The sequence below is a fragment of the Pseudomonas sp. LB3P58 genome (assembly GCF_054897895.1).
Map to the genome: position 1 here is coordinate 3,042,035 of NZ_JBUBVE010000001.1, position 19,066 is coordinate 3,061,100.

The 19,066-nt window shown below is 59.3% G+C and carries 16 protein-coding genes; 9 read left to right on the top strand and 7 right to left on the bottom strand.

Translation table 11 applies throughout. The annotated features are described in order from the left end of the window. Positions 1-9 precede the first annotated feature (9 nt). On the bottom strand, positions 10-1,290 hold the full coding sequence (locus ACYZTZ_RS14045) for a serine/threonine transporter (RefSeq protein ID WP_056741756.1): 1,281 nt from the start codon (positions 1,288-1,290) through the stop codon (positions 10-12). A 269-nt stretch (positions 1,291-1,559) separates the two neighbouring features. Between ACYZTZ_RS14045 and ACYZTZ_RS14050 the strand changes: the two genes are divergently transcribed. From ACYZTZ_RS14050 to ACYZTZ_RS14075, 6 genes are all read left to right on the top strand, one after another. Next, positions 1,560-1,943 carry a tautomerase family protein gene (locus tag ACYZTZ_RS14050; protein ID WP_046048875.1) on the top strand — a complete coding sequence of 128 codons (384 nt, stop codon included), beginning with the start codon at positions 1,560-1,562 and terminating at the stop codon, positions 1,941-1,943. Between the two features lie 31 nt (positions 1,944-1,974). Next, on the top strand, positions 1,975-2,592 hold the full coding sequence (locus ACYZTZ_RS14055) for a TetR/AcrR family transcriptional regulator (protein WP_461998632.1): 618 nt from the start codon (positions 1,975-1,977) through the stop codon (positions 2,590-2,592). Between the two features lie 254 nt (positions 2,593-2,846). Next, positions 2,847-3,806, top strand: coding sequence for a 2-hydroxyacid dehydrogenase (locus tag ACYZTZ_RS14060; RefSeq protein WP_461998633.1), 960 nt, complete (start codon positions 2,847-2,849; stop codon positions 3,804-3,806). 144 nt (positions 3,807-3,950) lie between these two features. Then, positions 3,951-5,018, top strand: a complete 1,068-nt coding sequence (locus ACYZTZ_RS14065) for a phosphotransferase family protein (RefSeq protein ID WP_461998634.1) — start codon at positions 3,951-3,953, stop codon at positions 5,016-5,018. A gap of 48 nt (positions 5,019-5,066) precedes the next feature. Continuing rightward, entirely contained in the window at positions 5,067-5,834 is a 768-nt protein-coding gene (locus tag ACYZTZ_RS14070; protein ID WP_008149805.1) for an SDR family oxidoreductase, read from the top strand. Between the two features lie 260 nt (positions 5,835-6,094). Next, positions 6,095-7,210 (top strand): Gfo/Idh/MocA family protein, encoded by a 1,116-nt coding sequence (locus ACYZTZ_RS14075; RefSeq protein ID WP_461998635.1) that lies wholly within the window; start codon positions 6,095-6,097, stop codon positions 7,208-7,210. Between the two features lie 406 nt (positions 7,211-7,616). On the opposite strand, the gene ACYZTZ_RS14080 is transcribed toward ACYZTZ_RS14075, so the two are convergent. The 6 genes from ACYZTZ_RS14080 to ACYZTZ_RS14105 all read right to left on the bottom strand — a co-directional run bounded on the left by ACYZTZ_RS14080 (position 7,617) and on the right by ACYZTZ_RS14105 (position 14,069). Continuing rightward, complete coding sequence (locus ACYZTZ_RS14080) at positions 7,617-7,865, bottom strand: DUF1652 domain-containing protein (protein WP_461998636.1); 249 nt, start codon at positions 7,863-7,865, stop codon at positions 7,617-7,619. 129 nt (positions 7,866-7,994) lie between these two features. After that, positions 7,995-9,491, bottom strand: a complete 1,497-nt coding sequence (locus ACYZTZ_RS14085) for a PAS domain S-box protein (protein WP_461998637.1) — start codon at positions 9,489-9,491, stop codon at positions 7,995-7,997. A 240-nt stretch (positions 9,492-9,731) separates the two neighbouring features. Continuing rightward, entirely contained in the window at positions 9,732-10,625 is an 894-nt protein-coding gene (gene sigJ / locus ACYZTZ_RS14090) for an RNA polymerase sigma factor SigJ (protein WP_461998638.1), read from the bottom strand. 3 nt (positions 10,626-10,628) lie between these two features. Continuing rightward, positions 10,629-11,063: a carboxymuconolactone decarboxylase family protein gene (locus ACYZTZ_RS14095; RefSeq protein ID WP_461998639.1), complete on the bottom strand. Its 435-nt coding sequence runs from the start codon at positions 11,061-11,063 to the stop codon at positions 10,629-10,631. A gap of 95 nt (positions 11,064-11,158) precedes the next feature. Then, on the bottom strand, positions 11,159-12,442 hold the full coding sequence (locus ACYZTZ_RS14100; protein ID WP_461998640.1) for a Zn-dependent hydrolase: 1,284 nt from the start codon (positions 12,440-12,442) through the stop codon (positions 11,159-11,161). A gap of 142 nt (positions 12,443-12,584) precedes the next feature. Continuing rightward, entirely contained in the window at positions 12,585-14,069 is a 1,485-nt protein-coding gene (locus ACYZTZ_RS14105) for an NCS1 family nucleobase:cation symporter-1 (protein ID WP_461998641.1), read from the bottom strand. A 551-nt stretch (positions 14,070-14,620) separates the two neighbouring features. On the opposite strand from ACYZTZ_RS14105, the gene hydA reads away from it, so the two are divergent. The 3 genes from hydA (at position 14,621) to preA (ending at position 18,857) form a co-directional block, all read left to right on the top strand. Then, positions 14,621-16,060 carry a dihydropyrimidinase gene (gene hydA / locus ACYZTZ_RS14110; RefSeq protein WP_461998642.1) on the top strand — a complete coding sequence of 480 codons (1,440 nt, stop codon included), beginning with the start codon at positions 14,621-14,623 and terminating at the stop codon, positions 16,058-16,060. A gap of 154 nt (positions 16,061-16,214) precedes the next feature. Beyond that, entirely contained in the window at positions 16,215-17,582 is a 1,368-nt protein-coding gene (locus ACYZTZ_RS14115; protein ID WP_046048983.1) for an NAD(P)-dependent oxidoreductase, read from the top strand. Beyond that, positions 17,583-18,857, top strand: a complete 1,275-nt coding sequence (preA, locus tag ACYZTZ_RS14120; RefSeq protein ID WP_461998643.1) for an NAD-dependent dihydropyrimidine dehydrogenase subunit PreA — start codon at positions 17,583-17,585, stop codon at positions 18,855-18,857. Positions 18,858-19,066 lie beyond the last annotated feature (209 nt).

Consider the following 19,066-nt stretch of genomic DNA (forward strand, 5'->3'; position numbering starts at 1 on the left):
TATGCCTGATCAGGCAGTCAGCGAATAGATCAACGCCGTAATTGCCACCAGGCCGACCGCAGTCACGAAGACGTTGGAAGCCTGACCGCGATAACGCGCCATGGCCGGGACCTTGCGGATTGCGTACATCGGCATCAGGAACAGGATCGCGGCGATGATCGGGCCACCGAGGGTTTCGATCATCCCCAGAATGCTCGGGTTCAACGTGGCAACGATCCAGCAGACCACCAGCATGAAGGCGGCAGTCATGCGATCCATGGTCTTCGGTGCAGGGCGCTTGCCACTCTTCACGATCAGACCTTTAAGACCTTCGCTGGCGCCGATGTAGTGGCCCAGGAACGACTTGGAAATGGCCACAAACGCAATCAACGGCGCCGCGAAGGCGATGGTCGGGTTGCTGAAGTGGTTGGCCAGGTACGACAGGATCGACAGGTTCTGCGCCTTGGCTTCTGCCAGTTGTGCGGGCGACAGGGTCAGCACGCAACTGAACACGAAGAACAGCACCATCACCACCATCAAGGCGTGGGCGCGGGACAGGATCTGCGAGCTGCGCTCTTCGGCGTGATCGCCATAACGACGCTTCTGGTCCACCGCGAACGCCGAGATGATCGGCGAATGGTTGAACGAGAACACCATCACCGGAATCGCCAGCCACAGCGTGTGCAGCAGTGCCGATGGTTCTGGTAGCGTCGACGCGGTGGCGAGAATGCCGCCGTTCCAGTGGGGAATCAGGAACACCGCGAGGAACAGCAGCGCAACAATGAACGGATAAACCATCAGGCTCATGGCCTTGACGATCGCCTGCTCGCCGCAACGTACCACCGCCAACAGGCCAAGGATCAGCACGAGCGACAGCACGGCGCGCGGTGGCGGCATGATGTGCAGTTGATGCTCGAGGAAACTGCCCACGGTGTTGGTCAGGGCCACGCTATAAATCAGCAGGATCGGGAAGATCGCGAAGAAGTACAGCAAGGTGATCAGCGCGCCAGCCTTGATCCCGAAGTGCTCTTCCACCACTTCGGTGATGTCCGCGCCTTCGCGTCCGGACAACACAAAACGTGTCAGGCCACGGTGTGCGTAAAACGTCATGGGGAACGCCAACACCGCCAGGACCAGCAACGGCCAGAAGCCGCCCAGACCCGCGTTGATCGGCAAAAACAGCGTGCCAGCCCCGATGGCCGTGCCAAACAGGCCCAGCATCCAGGTGGTGTCATGGCGATTCCAGCTCTCAAGCGTCGCTGGTGCCGTCGATACATAGCGTTCGTCGACGCTATTGGCCTGATCATTCATCCGGTGGGATCTCCGCATTCCGGTCAGTTGCTACCCGGTCAGGACGAGTCGGAAAAATCCGACAGGCAGCGCCCTGGCCGAAACAGGGGCGCGATTGTCCGGGATTAATGAGCAGAAGCAAAGACTTAGCTGAGGAGTGGTTGTGCGGATCAGATCCATTGGCACCCTTTATTAAATAGATGTTTTAAAAAATCTATTTAATAAAGGATTGCCGTCATGTAATTTCGATACTCACTGCTGACCGGCAGCCCTTACCAACGGAGCCTCTCATGCCACTCGTTCGCGTCGACATCAAAAAGCATCAAGACCCGACTCACGCCAAACGTGTCGGGCAATTGATCTACGCCGCCATGCACAGCGCCATTGGCGTGCCGGAGAACGATAACTTCCAGATTCTTGCCGAGCACGACGAACAGCATTTCATTTTTGATCCCGGCTACCTGGGCATCAATCGCACCGACAATCTGGTGGTGATTCAGATCACCTTGAGCGAAGGCCGCACCATCGAGCAAAAAAAACTCCTCTACAAAACCATTGCCGAGAGCCTTAACGCGGAACTGGCGGTGCGCCTGGAAGATGTATTCATCAATCTGGTGGAGGTAAAGAAAGAGAACTGGTCGTTTGGCAATGGCATAGCCCAGTACGCCAGCTGATTTCTGCCTTTTATATACCTGTGAGCCGCCAATGCCCCGAGTCTCCCGCAAACAAGCCGAACTCAACCGCGAGATCATCGTCGAGGCCGCCACGCGTCTGTTTCGCGAACGCGGCCTGCACGGGATCAGTGTCGTCGATGTGATGGGTGCGGCCGGCCTCACTCATGGCGGGTTCTATGGTCACTTCGAATCCAAGGAAGCGCTGGCAAAAGAAGCGTGCAGCCGGGCGTTCACCCAGTCGATGGAACGCTGGAAGCAGAAAATAGAGGATAACGACGACAGTCTCTCGGCTCGCGAGAGCATCATCGCGCCCTACCTGTCCGCGGCCAATCGCGATAATCCGGGTGAAAGCTGCCCGGTGACCGCGTTTGCCGGCGACATGTGTCATGAAACCGCTGAAAGCGGTTTGCACCAGACCTACACCCAGGGGCTGGAGGCATTGTTGCAGATGCTGGCACCGCTGATGGGCGCGGATCAGTCAGAAACCAATCGGCAAAAAGCGTTGGTGGACTATTCGCTGATGGTCGGCGCCCTGACCCTGGCCCGTGCAACCCGGGGTGACGCGTTGTCCGATGAAATTCTCGACGCAGCCCGGACGTTTCTCACCTCGGACACGGTCGTTGAAAAGGCCGCGACGCCGTCTGGCTGAGATAAACACAGCGCAGCGAGCCCAAGGCCCCACCAGCAATGGACGGGGCCTTGTTGTTTCTCCCGAACGGTGCATTCGCAAAGGTGTTGAACACCGTGGATATGTAAGCGCTACGGAACGCTCCTACACTGAGGTCGAACGCCACAAGCCTGCTATCTTTGGTAAATACCAAACCTTTGCGCAATCAGCAATTTGAAGCAACGTTTTGAAGCCACTTTCGAGCCCCGACTTTCCGATGTCCACAGGAGCCCAGCATGCCCGCAACCGTTCTGGTACTGGTTGAAACCATCAATGATTACCTGCCGATTCTCGAACATCAGGGTTTTCACCTGATTCTGGCTCCCACACCTGCCGAGCGCGCCGATGCCATTACACGCCATGGCGGCCAGATCGATGCGGTGCTGACCCGCGGCCCATTGGGCCTGTATGCCGACGAAATCGCCGCCCTGCCCAATCTCAAGATCATCTGCGTGATCGGCGCCGGCTACGAACACGTCGACCTGCAAGCCGCCGCCAACCGGGGCATTACGGTCACCAATGGCGCCGGAGTCAACGCCTCTTCAGTTGCCGACCATGCCATGGCAATGCTGCTGTCGCTGGTGCGTGACATTCCCCGTTGCGACGCCGCCGTGCGCCGGGGTGAGTGGCCGAAAATCATGCGCCCATCCCTGGCCGGCAAGCACCTGGGCATCCTGGGGCTCGGTGCGGTCGGCATGGCTATCGCCAAACGCGCCGCCCACGGCTTCGACATGACGGTCAGTTACCACAACCGCCAGCATCGCAGCGATGTGCCGTACAGCTTCCGCTCGACGCCCACCGAATTGGCACGGGAATCGGACTTTTTGGTCGTCGCCACCCCCGGCGGGCTGGGCACCAAACACCTGATCAACCGACAAGTACTCGACGCCTTGGGCCCCCAGGGGTTCATCGTCAACATCGCCCGAGCCAGTGTGATCGTCACCGCAGACCTGATCAGCTCGCTTGAGCAGCGCAGGATTGCCGGCGCTGCGCTGGATGTCTTCGACACAGAACCCCAAGTACCCAATGCATTCAAGACGTTGGCCAATGTGATCCTCACCCCGCATGTCGCCGGTTTGTCCCCGGAAGCCACTCAAGGCACCGTGGAGCTGGTAGGTCGCAATCTGGTGGCATTCTTCACCGGCAATCCGGTATTGACCCCGATTGCCCTGCCATCGTCGACGAGCATGATCTGACCACCATTCAAACAGGTGTATCAAAAACAATGATTGCCCGGCAACACGCTCACCTATAAGGGCGTTTCGTGGTTGTGGGTGTCGGGTGTGCGCATTAGATTAGCCAATAGTCTCAGGCCTCCAGAATAAGCAGAAGGGATAAGCATGACGCTTACTGACCAGTCCACACGTATCCGCACCGGCGAAGAACTCGATGCCAGCCTGATCGATCCGTACCTCAAGGCCCACATTCCGGGCCTGAGTGGTTTGCCGCAGATCAGCCAGTTTCCAGGCGGTGCGTCGAACCTCACCTACTTGCTGGAATACCCCGAGCAGGAGTTCGTCCTGCGTCGCCCGCCCTTTGGCCACAAGGCCAAGTCCGCCCACGACATGGGCCGCGAATTTCGCATCCTCAATCAGCTCCGTGAGGGTTTTCCGTACTGTCCGAAAGCCTACGTGCACTGCACTGACGAATCGGTGATCGGCGCCGAGTTCTATGTGATGGAACGGGTCAAGGGGATCATCCTGCGCTCCGAACTGCCGCCGGAACTGGGTCTGGATTCGACGAAAACCGAAACGCTGTGCAAGAGCTTCATCGACAAGTTCGTTGAACTGCACCGGGTCGACTACAACGCCTATGGCTTGGGCGACCTCGGCAAACCCGAAGGTTATGTCGCGCGGCAAATCAAAGGCTGGAGTGATCGCTACGAGAAAGCCCTGACCCCGGACGCACCGAAGTGGGAGGCGATCAAAGCCTGGCTCAACGACAAGATGCCGGCCGATCACCCGACCTCCAGCATCGTCCACAACGACTACCGCTTCGACAACGTGATCCTCGACCCAAACAACCCGATGGACATCATCGGCGTGCTCGACTGGGAACTGACCACCCTCGGCGACCCGCTGATGGACCTGGGCAACACCCTCGCCTACTGGATCGAAGCCGACGACCCGGCACCGGTGCAACTGATGCGCCGTCAACCGAGCCATGCGCCGGGCATGCTGACCCGCCGCGAGTTCGTCGATTACTACGCCGAGCGTTCAGGCATCCAGATCGACAACTTCGACTTCTACTACACCTACGGCCTGTTCCGCCTGGCCGGCATCGTGCAGCAGATCTACTACCGCTTCTTCCATGGTCAGACCCAGGACAAACGCTTCGCGCAGTTCATTCACATGAACAAACTGCTGGAGCAGATGAGCCTGCAAGTCATTTCGAAATCCAGCCTCTGATCGCCCGGCTCCGATTACATTCCCTGGCCCCAATAACAAGGAAAAACCATGTCCAAGACTCAGTTGTTCGACCTCGACGGCAAAATCGCATTTGTATCCGGCGCCAGCCGCGGCATCGGTGAAGCCATCGCCAAACTGCTGGCCCAGCAAGGCGCCCATGTGATCGTCTCGAGCCGCAAGCTCGACGGCTGCCAGCACGTGGCCGACGCGATCATCGCCGCCGGCGGCAAAGCCACTGCCGTGGCATGCCACATCGGTGAAATGGAACAGATCAGCCAGGTCTTCGCCGGCATCCGCGAACAGTTCGGGCGCCTGGACATCCTGGTCAACAACGCGGCGACCAACCCGCAGTTCTGCAACGTACTGGACACCGACCTCAGCGCTTTCCAGAAAACCGTCGATGTGAACATCCGCGGCTACTTCTTCATGTCGGTGGAAGCCGGCAAGCTGATGCGCGAAAACGGCGGCGGCAGCATCATCAACGTCGCCTCGATCAACGGCATCTCGCCGGGGATCTTCCAGGGCATCTACTCCGTTACCAAAGCGGCGGTCATCAACATGACCAAAGTGTTCGCCAAGGAATGCGCGCAGTTCGGCATTCGCTGCAACGCCCTGCTGCCGGGCCTGACCGACACCAAATTCGCTTCGGCGCTGGTGAAAAACGAGGCTATTTTGAATACCGCGTTGCAGCAGATTCCGCTCAAGCGTGTGGCGGATCCGAGTGAAATGGCGGGAGCGGTGTTGTATCTGGCCAGTGATGCGTCGAGTTACACCACTGGGGTTTCGTTGAATGTGGATGGTGGGTTCTTGTCCTGATCCGATTTACCGGATGAACAAAAGGCAGCCTTCGGGCTGCCTTCTTTTTTTGCCCTAATTGATCGTTCCCACGCTCCGCGTGGGAATGCAGCCCGGGACGCAGAGCGTCCCAAAGCGGACGCAGAGCGTCCATTGAGGCATTCCCACGCAGAGCGTGGGAACGATCACGCAGAGGAATTTTAATTCCACCAATTGCAAATAAGGAATTTTTATTCCATAAATAGCCCTCCTGAAAACAAAATCCCAAAAGGACCCCGGCTATGCGCGAACTCGGTATCGGACTCATCGGCACAGGTTTCATGGGCCGCGCCCATGCCTTGGCGTTTCGCAACGTCAGTGCGGTTTTCGAACTGCCCCTCAAGCTCAAACTCGCCGCTCTGGCCGACGCCGATCCGCAACGTGCCCGCCACTGCGCCGATGCCTGGGGTTTCGACACTGCTCATAGCGACTGGCAGCAATTGATCGATGACCCCAAGGTCAATCTGATCGCCATCACCACGCCCAATCACCTGCATTACCCCATGGCCATGGCCGCCCTCGCCGCCGGCAAACCGGTGTATTGCGAGAAGCCGTTGGCAGTGAATCTGCAACAGGCCGACGCCATGCGACTGGCGGCCAAAGCGGCAGGTGTGGTGACGCGGGTGGGTTACAACTATCAGCACAACCCAATGATCGGGCTTGCCCGGCAGCTGATTGAGAACGGCGACTTGGGTCAGATCATCAGTTTCCAGGGGGAATTCAGCGAAGACTTCATGGCCGATCCCGCGTCACCTTGGTCGTGGCGTTGCGATGCCGATCATGCCGGTGGCGCACTGGCCGATCTGGGCAGTCACTTGTTGGCCATGGCCCGTTATCTGGTGGGTGATGTCGAGGCAGTGAGCGCCGACACCCAGACCGTACACCGGCAACGTCCCGCCACGGCCGGCAGTTCGGAACAACGCAATATCGCGGTCGACGATCAGGTCCACGCGTTGTTGCGGTTTGCGAATGGCGCCCGGGGCACGTTCAGCAGCAGTTGGCTCAAGCATGGCTACAAGAATCACCTGAGTTTTGAAATCAGCGGCACCCGAGGGACGTTGGTATTCGATCAGGAACGCCTGAATGAACTGCGTCTGTTTCGTGCCGGTCAGGACGGTTTCCAGCGCCTGCTGGCGGGGCCGAATCTGCCGGGTTATGCGGCGTTCAGCCCGGCGGCAGGGCATCAGCTCGGCTACAACGAACTCAAGACATTGGAAGTCCATGATCTGGTGATGGCGCTGGCAGGCTTATCTCAGGGTGGAACAGATTTCGAACAGGCGTGGGAAGTCGAACGTCTGGCGACGGCCATTCGACTGGCAGCGCAGGAATCACGCTGGGTCAGGATCGAGGAAGTCTGAACGAAGCCCCGCCAGCAGCACAACGCCACTGGCGGTTCAACGTGAGCAGATGGACGCTTACTGAGTGACGCAACGAGTGAGCGTGGTTTCCCGGGTCACCTGCCCCTCAGCCCTCATATCGCCTTGCACATCGGTGTTTTCAGTGGTTTGGCAGGTTCGCACCGGGGTTGGAGGTGGCGCGGCGGGAGGTGGCGGTGGAGGACTGGCACAACCACCCAGAATCGCTATCCAGAGTGCGAACGACAGTGTTGCAAAAATGCGTTTCCCAAGACTTTTCATAGGTTGACCCGCGGTAAGTGATCGACATATTTCCGCGACCCAACTGCCTCACCGCGTACCCGCGGACCGGTCACAGAAAAAATACTCTCGTATTCTTTATACGACCGCCGGCAAAACCCGACAGTTCCTAGGACGTCTCGCGACGATGCAACGTGTTGCTCTCGAGTTCATAACGCAGCTCTTCGATCAATGCTGCCACCGCCTCCGGCGTTCTGAGGTTGGTTACGCTCAGCCCGGTGACCACCAGATCCACCTGCCCCGACACCGGATGATAGAGCTTCACCGTCAGTGAATGATCACCCGTAACAGTGCAGTCACAGGCCAACGGCGAAAAGCTCCGCTCCAGTTGCAAACGCAATTGCGCCACATAAATCATCCCGCGGTTCCTGTAGCTGTTTCAAAAGGGACGCGATACCCGAAGACCTGTACCGCACCCTTACAGCCTAAGAACTGCCGCACCCGTTCAGAACATTAATTTGCACCCCCTCGAGTAGTGCATTTGCACCTAACGCTGGGCCTTGGGCCGCCACTCGCTGGAGAACAAACCGCGCTCGCGAGCCCAGACAATCGCCTCGCTACGACTGTGAACGTCGAGCTTGGAATACACCGTCGACACATGGTTGCGCACCGTGTTGGGTGCGAGTTTGAGCCGCGCGGCGATTTCCTTGTCGGCCAGGCCTTCGCAGATCAGGCCGAGTACATCGCGCTCGCGGGCAGTCAGGTCGGTGAAAGACACGCTAGGTAACTGCGGCGAGTTGACGTTTTTCACGTTAGCGAGTTTCTCGATGAGCGTGCGGCTGAACCAGGAAGCGTCTTTCATCACCTCTTCGATCGCCGACACGAGCTCCAGCTCCGTGCGTTTACGTTCGGTGATGTCCATAAACACCAGCAGGTAGCAGGGACTGTCCTGAATGTTCACGGTGTCGGCCGAGACCGCGCAATCAATCAGCCCGGCGCCTTTCTTGCGTACCCGAACATCGACACGATCCACACTTCCGGTTTTTTCCAGCGCCGTAAACAGTCGCGAGCGGGCGCCTGTGTCATCGATAAAATCGATCTGCGTTACCGATTTGCCAAGCACTTCTTCACTGGCATACGCGAGCGTATCGAGGAACGCTTCATTGACGTCCATCACCACCTGATCGCCGGCGTTGCACACCAGGATTGGCACCGGAGTCAGGCGGAAAGCCTTGGCAAAACGTTCCTCGCTCTGGCGCAGGGCGACTTCGGCCTTATGCCGAGGCTCGATGTCGACGAAGGAAAACAGCATGCAGGCTTCGTCATTCAGCTCAAGTGGCTGGCCGGCGACGATCACCTGTTTGCTGCCACCTTCGGATAACTGCAACTGCGCCTGCATTTGCGGAATGGTCGCCCCTTCGCGCAACCGCTGCTTGGCAAGGTCTTTGTTTTCGGCGCCTTCCAGCACGTCCAGTTCATAGGTCGAACGGCCGATTACCTGATCACGGGTATAGCCGGTCATCTCCAGGAAGCCCGGGTTGACTTTGATGTAGCGCAAATCGCTGAGGCGACAGATCACCGCCGGGGCCGGGTTGGCATTGAAGGTTTTTTCGAAACGCTGTTCGGCGCTGGCCCACTCCGTGACATCGTTCATGATCAGCACCAGCGACTCCGGCGCGCCAGCGCTGTCGGCCAGCACCATGCTGCGCACGCTGTGGACCCAGGTGCGCTCTTCGTCGTCCGCCGGTGTCACCTCAACCAACACATCGCTGAAGGACTCGCCTCGAGCGACGCGGCTGATCGGATAATTGTCGGCCTGAACCGGGTGATTATTGCGATAACGCAAGGCGAAGCGCTTGGCGTACTCCTTGGCATTCGCCCCCAGCTCGCTGAGCTGCCCGACGCCGTGCATGGCCAACGCGGCGTCATTGGCCCAAAGGAGGGTCTGGTCGAGCTCCAGCAGAATCACCCCATCGGACAGGCCGGCGATAATCTGCTGCAACTGACGGCGATTGGTTTCGGTGGTCAGGACGTCCTGGCTCATTGGATCTCCACGCGTACGGCGGCGCATTCACGCGCCACCCTGTGAAGATTACGACCGCGGGGGGTTGGGATAGTGCAGCAAACATCCCCTGACATCTCGTGCATCCCTGTAGGAGCTGAGCTTGCTCGCGAAGAGGCCATCACCTTCAACATTTCTATTGACTGATCCGCCGCCTTCGCGAGCAAGCTCAGCTCCCTACAGGTCTTCACTCGTTCGATCGCTCCCACGCTCTGCACTAAGTCACTGCACATCCAGCGAACTCTGCAACCCCGCCAACTTCTCCGGGTTACGCATGATAAAAATCCGCCTCACCCGCCCCGCTTCATCAAACCCAAAAGTCATCGAAGCAGTGATGACCCCATCTGCCTTGATGATCACGCCTTGGGCGCCATTGATTTCGCTGGGCAGCCATTCGCAAGTCTGCCAATAGACGTGCAACGACTGACCAATGAAATCCAGCACGCGGGTAATGCCGGACAAGGTTTCGCGGATGGCCGAGGCCTTGCCGCCGCTGTCGGCGCAGAGTTCGACGTCTTCGCTCAGCATCGCGGTCAAGGAAGCGGTCGAGCCGCTGGCGATGGCGCTATGGAAAGCGCTGAGCAACTGGTCCTGACGCGCCGGTTCCGGTTGAAAGCGCGTTTGTCCGCTGCCGAGGCTGGCCTTGGCCCGGGACACCAGTTTGCGGCACGCAGCCTCTTGAACCCCGACCGCATCCGCGACTTGCGTGTAATCCATGTCGAAAATTTCGTAGAGCAGGTACGCCGCACGCTCCTTGGGGGTTAGCCGTTCCAGCAACAACAGGAACGCGGTGGACAGCGACGAGGCCAGTTCATGCCTATGTTCGGGTGAATCCTGGTGGGTGGTGTGAATCGGTTCCGGCAGCCAGGTGCCGACGTAATCAACCCGCGACTTGTGAGCCGAGCGCAGCAGATCGATGCAGTGCCGGGTGCACGCTGTGGTCAGCCAGGCGGCCGGCGTGGCAATGGCGGCGCGGTCGGCCTCCAGCCATTTGATGACCAGCTCTTGCACGACATCCTCGGCTTCGGCGCGGGAGCCGAGGATGCGATACGCCATACCAAGCAAAAAGGGCCGGCGCTGCTCGAACACAGCGGCGGCGTTTTCAGCGGAGTTCATCAATCAGTGCCTCGACACCTGCAAACGGTTCCACAGGTTGATCATGCCGATCTCGGCCGTCAAGGCACCGATTTGCGCGTCGTTGAAGTGCTCGCGCAAGTCACCGCGCAGGCTGGCGTAGTCGGTCTTTTCATCGAGTACGGTGAGGGCTTCGGTCCAGGCCAGGGCGGCGCGTTCGGAGGCGCTGAAATCGCTGACGTGGCGCCAGACGATCAGGCGGTCCAGCCGCTCGTTGGTTTCATTGGCTTCACGGGCCTCGCGGGTGTGCATCTTCACGCAGAAGCCGCACTGGTTGATCTGCGAGGCACGCAGGTGCAGCAGGTGTTTGAGGGTCGGGGACAGGTCGTGGCTGTCGAGGGTGACGTGGACCTGGGTCAGGCTCTCGAACACCTGAGGAATCGATTGCAGCAGGTTGACCGGTTGGGTGTTGGACGACATCGTGTTGCTCCACTGTTTGGGGGATTCAACAGGATGACGATTGAGGATTCGGGTTTGTGACGTGCGCTGTTTTTTTTCAGCGCACGTCATGCATTTCAAGCGGCCAATTGACCGTTGGCAATCGCCGCCGACGCCGCCAGCATTGCCCGCAACAACACCGCACACCCGGCCGCCAAATCATCCGGCGCGGCGTTTTCGATTTCGTTGTGGCTGATACCGCCTTCGCACGGTACGAAGATCATCCCGGCCGGGCCGAGTTCGGCGAGGAAGATTGCGTCGTGCCCTGCTCCGCTGACGATGTCCATGTGCGACAGGCCCAAGCCTTGAGCAGCGCCGCGTACCGCTTCCACACAGCCTTTGTCGAAGTACAGCGGTGGGAAATCCGCAGTGGGTGTCAGTTCGAAGGTCAGGCCGTGTTCCTCGCAGGTGGTTTCGATGACTTCACGGACTTCGGCAATCATTGAGTCCAGGCGCGCCGGTTCCAGATGACGGAAGTCCAGGGTCATGCGCACTTCGCCGGGGATGACGTTGCGTGAGCCGGGATAGGCTTGCAGGCAGCCGACGGTGCCGCAGGCGTGAGGTTGATGACCGAGGGCAGCGCGGTTGACCGCGCCGACGATCACCGAAGCGCCAACCAGAGCATCCTTGCGCAGGTGCATCGGCGTCGGGCCGGCGTGGGCTTCGACGCCGCGCAGTTTCAGGTCGAACCATTTCTGGCCGAGGGCGCCCATCACCACGCCGATGGTTTTGCGTTCGTCTTCAAGGATTGGGCCTTGCTCGATATGGGCCTCGAAATAGGCGCCGACAGCATGGCCGCTGACCTTGCGCTCGCCAGCATAGCCAATGGCGTTCAACGCTTCACCGACCGTGACGCCCTCGGCATCGACCTTGGCCAGGGTTTCTTCAAGGGTGAATTTTTCCGCGAATACGCCGGAGCCCATCATGCACGGAGCGAAGCGTGAGCCTTCCTCGTTGGTCCAGACCACCACTTCCAGCGGCGCTTCGGTTTCCACGCCCAGGTCATTGAGGGTGCGCAGCACTTCGACGCCGGCCAGTACGCCGAAGCAACCGTCGAACTTGCCGCCGGTGGGTTGGGTGTCGATGTGGCTGCCGGTCATCACCGGTGGCAGGTTCGGGTTGCGGCCGGGGCGGCGGGCGAAGATGTTGCCGACGGCGTCGATGCTGACGGTGCAACCGGCCTCCTCGCACCAGTTGACGAAAATGTCCCGGGCCTGGCGGTCGAGGTCGGTCAGGGCCAGGCGACAGACGCCGCCCTTGACCGTGGCGCCGAGCTTGGCCAGGTCCATGAGCGACTGCCACAAGCGGTCGCGGTTGATGTGCTGATGGGTGGACTGCAGAACGTCTACGGCAGCGTTCATGATGATCTCCTCAGGCAGTTCTTATGGATTTCTTCAGGAAAATTTTTTGGTGCACTTGAGGCCGCCTTCGCGAGCAAGCCCGCTCCCACAGTTGAAATGCATTCCCCTGTGGGAGCGGGCTTGCTCGCGAAGGGGCCGTCCCTCACACCGGAGATTTCGCGATTGACGGGCTGGGGCGCATCGAGCACAACCCGTAATAAATCAGTCCGCCCAGTGCCGAGCCGGTGAACCAGCCATAGTCGTAGAACCAGCTGAATGCATTGCTGCCGAGCGACAGCAGCGTCAGCGCCACCGGCACACCAAACGCAATAAACCCGAACCAGTTCCACGCTGGGTAAACGTCATCGCGATAGAGGCCGGCCAGGTCCAGTTGCTGTTTCTTGATCAGGAAATAGTCCACCACCATGATCCCGGCGATCGGGCCCAACAGGCTCGAATAGCCGAGCAACCAGTTGGAATACACCGTCTCCAGGCTTAAATCCGAGACGATCAAACCGAGCTTCTTCAACAGTTCATGGGCCATCAGCGCCAAGCCGACCAGGCCGGTGAGCATTACCGCTTTGGTGCGGTTGATGAACTTGGGCGCGACGTTCTGGAAATCGTTGGTCGGCGAAACGATGTTGGCCGCGGTGTTGGTCGACAACGTGGCGATGATGATCAGCGCCATGGCCAGTGCGACCCAGACCGGGCTCTGGATATGACCAATCAAGGTAACCGGATCGGAGACGGTGACGCCCACCAGTTTGACCGAGGCGGCGGTCATCACCACGCCGAGGGAGGCGAACAGAAACATGGTCAGGGGCAAGCCGATAATCTGCCCGACGATCTGATCCTTCTGGCTTTTCGCGTAGCGGCTGAAATCCGGAATGTTCAGGGACAACGTGGCCCAGAATCCGACCATGGCGGTCAGCCCGGCGGCAAAGTAACTGACCACGCTCGCGCCTTCCGGTCGTTTGGCCGGGATCGCCAGCAACTCGGTCATCGACACGTTCGGCATCGCCCATACCAACAGGCCCACACCCACCAGCACCAACAACGGCGCCGAGAGTGTTTCCAGCCATTTGATCGAGTCCGCACCGCGAATCACCACCCACAAGTTCAAGGCCCAGAACACCATGAACCCGATCACTTCACCGGTACCGCCGAGGGATTTCCAACCGTCGAACACCGAGCCGAGAAACAGGTGAATGGCCAGCCCGCCGAACATCGTCTGAATGCCGAACCAGCCACACGCCACCAGCGCCCGGATCAGGCACGGAATGTTGGAGCCGAGGACGCCGAAGGACGAACGCAACAACACCGGAAACGGAATGCCGTACTTGGTGCCGGGAAAGGCGTTCAGGGTCAACGGGATCAGTACGATGATGTTGGCGAACAGAATCGCCAGCAGCGCTTCGCCGACGCTCAGGCCGAAATACGCGGTGAGCACGCCGCCGAGGGTGTAGGTCGGCACACAGACCGCCATGCCGATCCACAATGCGGTGATGTGCCATTTGTTCCAGGTTCGTTCGCGCACCTTGGTCGGTGCCATGTCGTGGTTGTAACGGGGGCTGTCGAGGACGTCACTGCCGGCTTCGAGCTCAAACAAGCCGTCGCGCTCGGTCACTTGCGATCTGATCTGTTGCATGGCCGCTCCACTGTTCTTTTGATTATTGTTGCTCATCAGGGGCTGGCGGCATCAATTAACGTGCCGGTTACCCCGTTTGCGCATCGGGCAGTTCCATAAAAACTTTGTAACCAACTGATGTTTATCAGTTTTATTTACATAGCCGATGAGTCACCGGTTACTTGCTTGTTCACTCAGGCCAAATGCCAGGCAAGTTGTCCGAACCGTCAGGACTCAATCTGGTGCATACCACTTTTTTTCAACGTCGCGCATCAACCATAGACCATCCTCAACCGGCTGATTTCACATAAGAAATCTCGTCTATTTTTGGAACCTGTCAAGTGCGTCAAAATGGTGAGAGGCCTCACCATTTTGGTGATTTACGTATTTAATCGATACTTATCAATAAGTTAAAATAGATATAAGCTTATAAAAAATATTCTTGCTCAATCCTCAAACTCAGACTAGCGTTTATTCCTGACAGCGCTGACAGGAATACACCTGTTTGCGTCGGCTTCATATAAAACATTTAGAACCGGCACAAGTCGGTCATTGCCTGCGAGGAACTCGGAATGTCTCTGTTGATCCGTGGCGCCACCGTTATTACCCATGATGAAAGTTATCGCGCCGACGTCTATTGCGCCGACGGCGTGATCAAAGCCATCGGCGAAAATCTTGATGTTCCCGCCGATGCCGAAGTGCTCGACGGCAGCGGCCAATACCTGATGCCCGGCGGCATCGATCCGCACACGCACATGCAACTGCCCTTCATGGGCACGGTGGCCAGTGAAGACTTCTTCAGCGGTACTGCGGCGGGACTTGCCGGTGGCACGACGTCGATCATCGACTTTGTGATTCCCAATCCGCAGCAATCCTTGATGGAAGCCTTTCATCAGTGGCGCGGCTGGGCCGAGAAGTCGGCGTCGGATTACGGTTTCCATGTCGCGATCACCTGGTGGAGCGAACAGGTCCGCGAGGAAATGGCCGAGCTGGTCAGCCACCACGGGGTCAACAGCTTCAAGCACTTCATGGCCTACAAAAACGCGATCATGGCCGCCGACGATACGCTGGTGGCGAGTTTCGAGCGCTGCCTGGAGCTGGGCGCGGTGCCGACCGTGCATGCGGAAAACGGTGAGCTGGTCTATCACCTGCAACGCAAGTTGATGGCCCAGGGCATGACCGGCCCTGAAGCGCATCCGTTGTCGCGCCCGTCGCAGGTTGAAGGTGAAGCGGCCAGCCGGGCGATCCGCATCGCCGAAACCCTGGGCACGCCGCTGTACCTGGTGCACGTCTCGACCAAGGAAGCCCTCGACGAAATCACCTACGCCCGCAGCAAGGGCCAACAAGTCTACGGCGAGGTCCTGGCCGGGCATTTGCTGTTGGACGACAGCGTCTACCAACACCCGGACTGGCAGACCGCCGCCGGTTACGTGATGAGCCCGCCCTTCCGTCCGCGCGGCCATCAAGAGGCGCTTTGGCACGGCCTGCAATCGGGCAACCTGCACACCACTGCCACCGACCACTGCTGCTTCTGCGCCGAACAAAAAGCCGCCGGCCGTGACGATTTCAGCAAGATCCCCAATGGCACGGCCGGTATCGAAGACCGCATGGCGGTGCTCTGGGATGAAGGGGTGAACACCGGACGTTTGTCGATGCAGCACTTCGTGGCGCTCACCTCCACCAACACCGCAAAAATCTTCAACCTCTACCCGCGCAAAGGCGCGATTCGCGTCGGTGCGGACGCGGATCTGGTGCTGTGGGATCCGGAAGGTACGCGGACGATTTCGGCGAAGACTCACCATCAGCAAGTGGACTTCAACATCTTCGAAGGCAAGACCGTACGCGGTGTTCCGAGTCATACCGTCAGCCAGGGCCGGGTGGTATGGGCCGATGGTGATTTGCGGGCCGAGCGTGGTGCCGGGCGGTATGTCGAACGGCCGGCTTATCCGGCGGTGTTTGATTTGCTGAGCAAGCGGGCTGAATTGAACAAGCCGACAGCTGTGAAACGCTGAGATCGAGGCCTTCGGCCATCGCGAGCAGGCTCGCTCCCACATTTGAAATGCGTTCCCCTGTGGGAGCGAACCTGCTCGCGAAGAGGCCGGCAGCGACAACACAGAACCAATGCCCATCAGAGGCATCACCTCAATTAACCGTGAGGCCAACACCGTGATCAAGACTCTGAACCACCTCCCGCATCCGCACGAGAATGCGGCCGCCCTCGCCGGCCATTTCACCGATCTGGCCCCGCCACTCAACGACCGTCAGGCCCATCTGGAAGCCTCGCGCTGTCTGTATTGCTACGACGCGCCCTGCGTGAATGCCTGTCCGAGCGAGATCGACATTCCGTCGTTCATCCGCAATATCCATCAGGAAAACGTTCAGGGCGCCGCGCAGAAAATCCTCTCGGCGAACATCCTCGGTGGCAGTTGCGCTCGGGTGTGTCCGACGGAAGTGCTTTGCCAGCAAGCCTGCGTTCGCAACAACGACCATGAATGCGCACCGGTGCTGATCGGCCTGTTGCAGCGTTACGCCGTCGACAACGCACACTTCAGCGAACACCCCTTCACGCGTGCTGCATCAACCGGCAAGCGCATCGCCGTGGTCGGCGCCGGTCCAGCCGGTTTGTCCTGCGCTCACCGCAGTGCCATGCACGGTCATGACGTGGTGATTTTCGAGGCACGGGAAAAGGCTGGAGGCCTCAACGAATACGGGATCGCCAAGTACAAACTGGTGGACGACTACGCGCAGAAGGAGCTTGAATTCCTATTGGAAATCGGCGGGATCGAAATCCGCCACGGGCAGAAACTTGGAGAGAACCTGACCCTCAGCGATCTGCATCAGCAGTTCGACGCGGTGTTCCTCGGCCTCGGTCTGGCCGCCAGCAAACAGCTGGGGCTTGCTCATGAAGATGCACCCGGTCTGCTGGCCGCCACCGATTACATCCGCGAACTGCGTCAGGCCGATGACCTGACCCAACTCCCCCTCGCTGACCGTTGTATCGTTTTGGGCGCCGGCAACACCGCCATCGACATGGCCGTGCAAATGGCTCGCCTCGGGGCACGCGACGTCAACCTGGTGTACCGCCGCGGTGTCGAGGAAATGGGCGCCACCGGCCACGAACAAGACATCGCCAAAGCCAATCAAGTGCGTTTGCTGACATGGGCACAACCCGAAGAAGTCCTGCTGGATGCTCAAGGCCAAGTACGCGGCATGCGCTTCGCGCGGACCTGGTTAGTCGAAGGTCGCTTGCAAACCACTGGCGAAACCTTCGAACTGGCCGCCGATGCGATCTTCAAAGCCATCGGCCAGGCCTTTGATGGCAGCGCCCTCGCCGATCCGCTGGCCCGTGAACTCAAACGTCAGGGCGAGCGGATTCAAGTGGACGAAAACCTGCGCACCAGCATCCCCGGCGTGTACGCCGGCGGCGACTGCACCAGTCTCGATCAGGACCTCACCGTGCAGGCCGTGCAGCATGGCAAACGGGCCGCCGAGGCCATCAACGCCCAACTCATGCTCAACGTGGAGGCTGCGTAAATGGCCGATCTCTCGATTGTCTTCGCCGGCATCAAAGCCCCCAATCCGTTCTGGCTGGCCTCCGCGCCACCGACCGACAAGGCCTACAACGTGGTCCGTGCCTTCGAGGCCGGCTGGGGTGGAGTGGTCTGGAAAACCCTGGGCGAGGACCCGGCGGCGGTCAACGTGTCATCGCGCTACTCGGCGCACTTCGGGGCCAACCGTGAAGTGGTGGGCTTCAACAACATCGAACTGATCACCGATCGTTCGCTGGAGATCAACCTGCGGGAAATCACTCAGGTCAAAAAGGACTGGCCGGACCGCGCGCTGATTGTGTCGCTGATGGTGCCCTGCGTCGAAGAATCCTGGAAGTTCATCTTGCCGCTGGTGGAAGCCACAGGCGCCGACGGCATCGAACTCAACTTCGGTTGCCCGCACGGGATGCCGGAGCGCGGTATGGGCGCGGCAGTCGGCCAGGTGCCGGAGTATGTCGAGCAGGTCACCCGTTGGTGCAAGACGTACTGCTCGCTGCCGGTGATCGTCAAGCTCACGCCGAACATCACCGACATTCGCGTCGCCGCCCGCGCAGCCCATCGCGGCGGTGCGGATGCGGTGTCGTTGATCAACACGATCAACTCGATCACCAGCGTCAACCTGGAGCGCATGGTCGCCAATCCCGCCGTGGGCAGCCAAAGCACCCACGGTGGTTATTGCGGTTCGGCGGTGAAGCCGATTGCGCTGAACATGGTTGCCGAAATCGCCCGCGACCCGCTGACGCAAGGCCTGCCGATCTCCGGCATTGGCGGCATTAGCAGCTGGCGCGACGCCGCGGAATTCATCGCGTTGGGCAGCGGCTCGGTGCAGGTGTGCACGGCGGCAATGCTGCATGGCTTCCGGATTGTCGAGGAGATGAAGGACGGTTTATCGCGCTGGATGGACAGTCAGGGCTACGCCAGCGTGTCAGAGTTTTCCGGGCGTGCGGTGGGCAACACCACGGACTGGAAGTACCTGGACATCAACTATCAAGTGATTGCCAAGATTGACCAGGAGGCCTGCATTGGTTGCGGTCGTTGCCACATTGCTTGCGAAGACACTTCGCACCAGGCGATTGCCAGCCTGAAGCAGGCGGACGGGACGCATAAATATGAAGTGATTGATGATGAGTGCGTGGGGTGCAATCTGTGTCAGATCACGTGTCCGGTACAGGATTGTATTGAGATGGTGCCGATGGATACGGGCAAGCCGTTTCTGGATTGGAACCATGATCCGAGGAATCCTTACCACGTAGCCCTTTGAATGTTTGATTGATCTGAAATCCACCCCTCACCCTAACCCTCTCCCCAGAGGGTAGAGGGGACTGACCGATGTGTTTGTTCGAAAAACTGCGACCTGAGATACCGAGTCGAACTCAGGTTTTGAACAACATGGAGATCGGCCCCCTTTCCCCCTCTCCCCACTGGGGAGAGGGCTGGGGTGGGTAAAAACCGGGGACATCCTTTACGTTT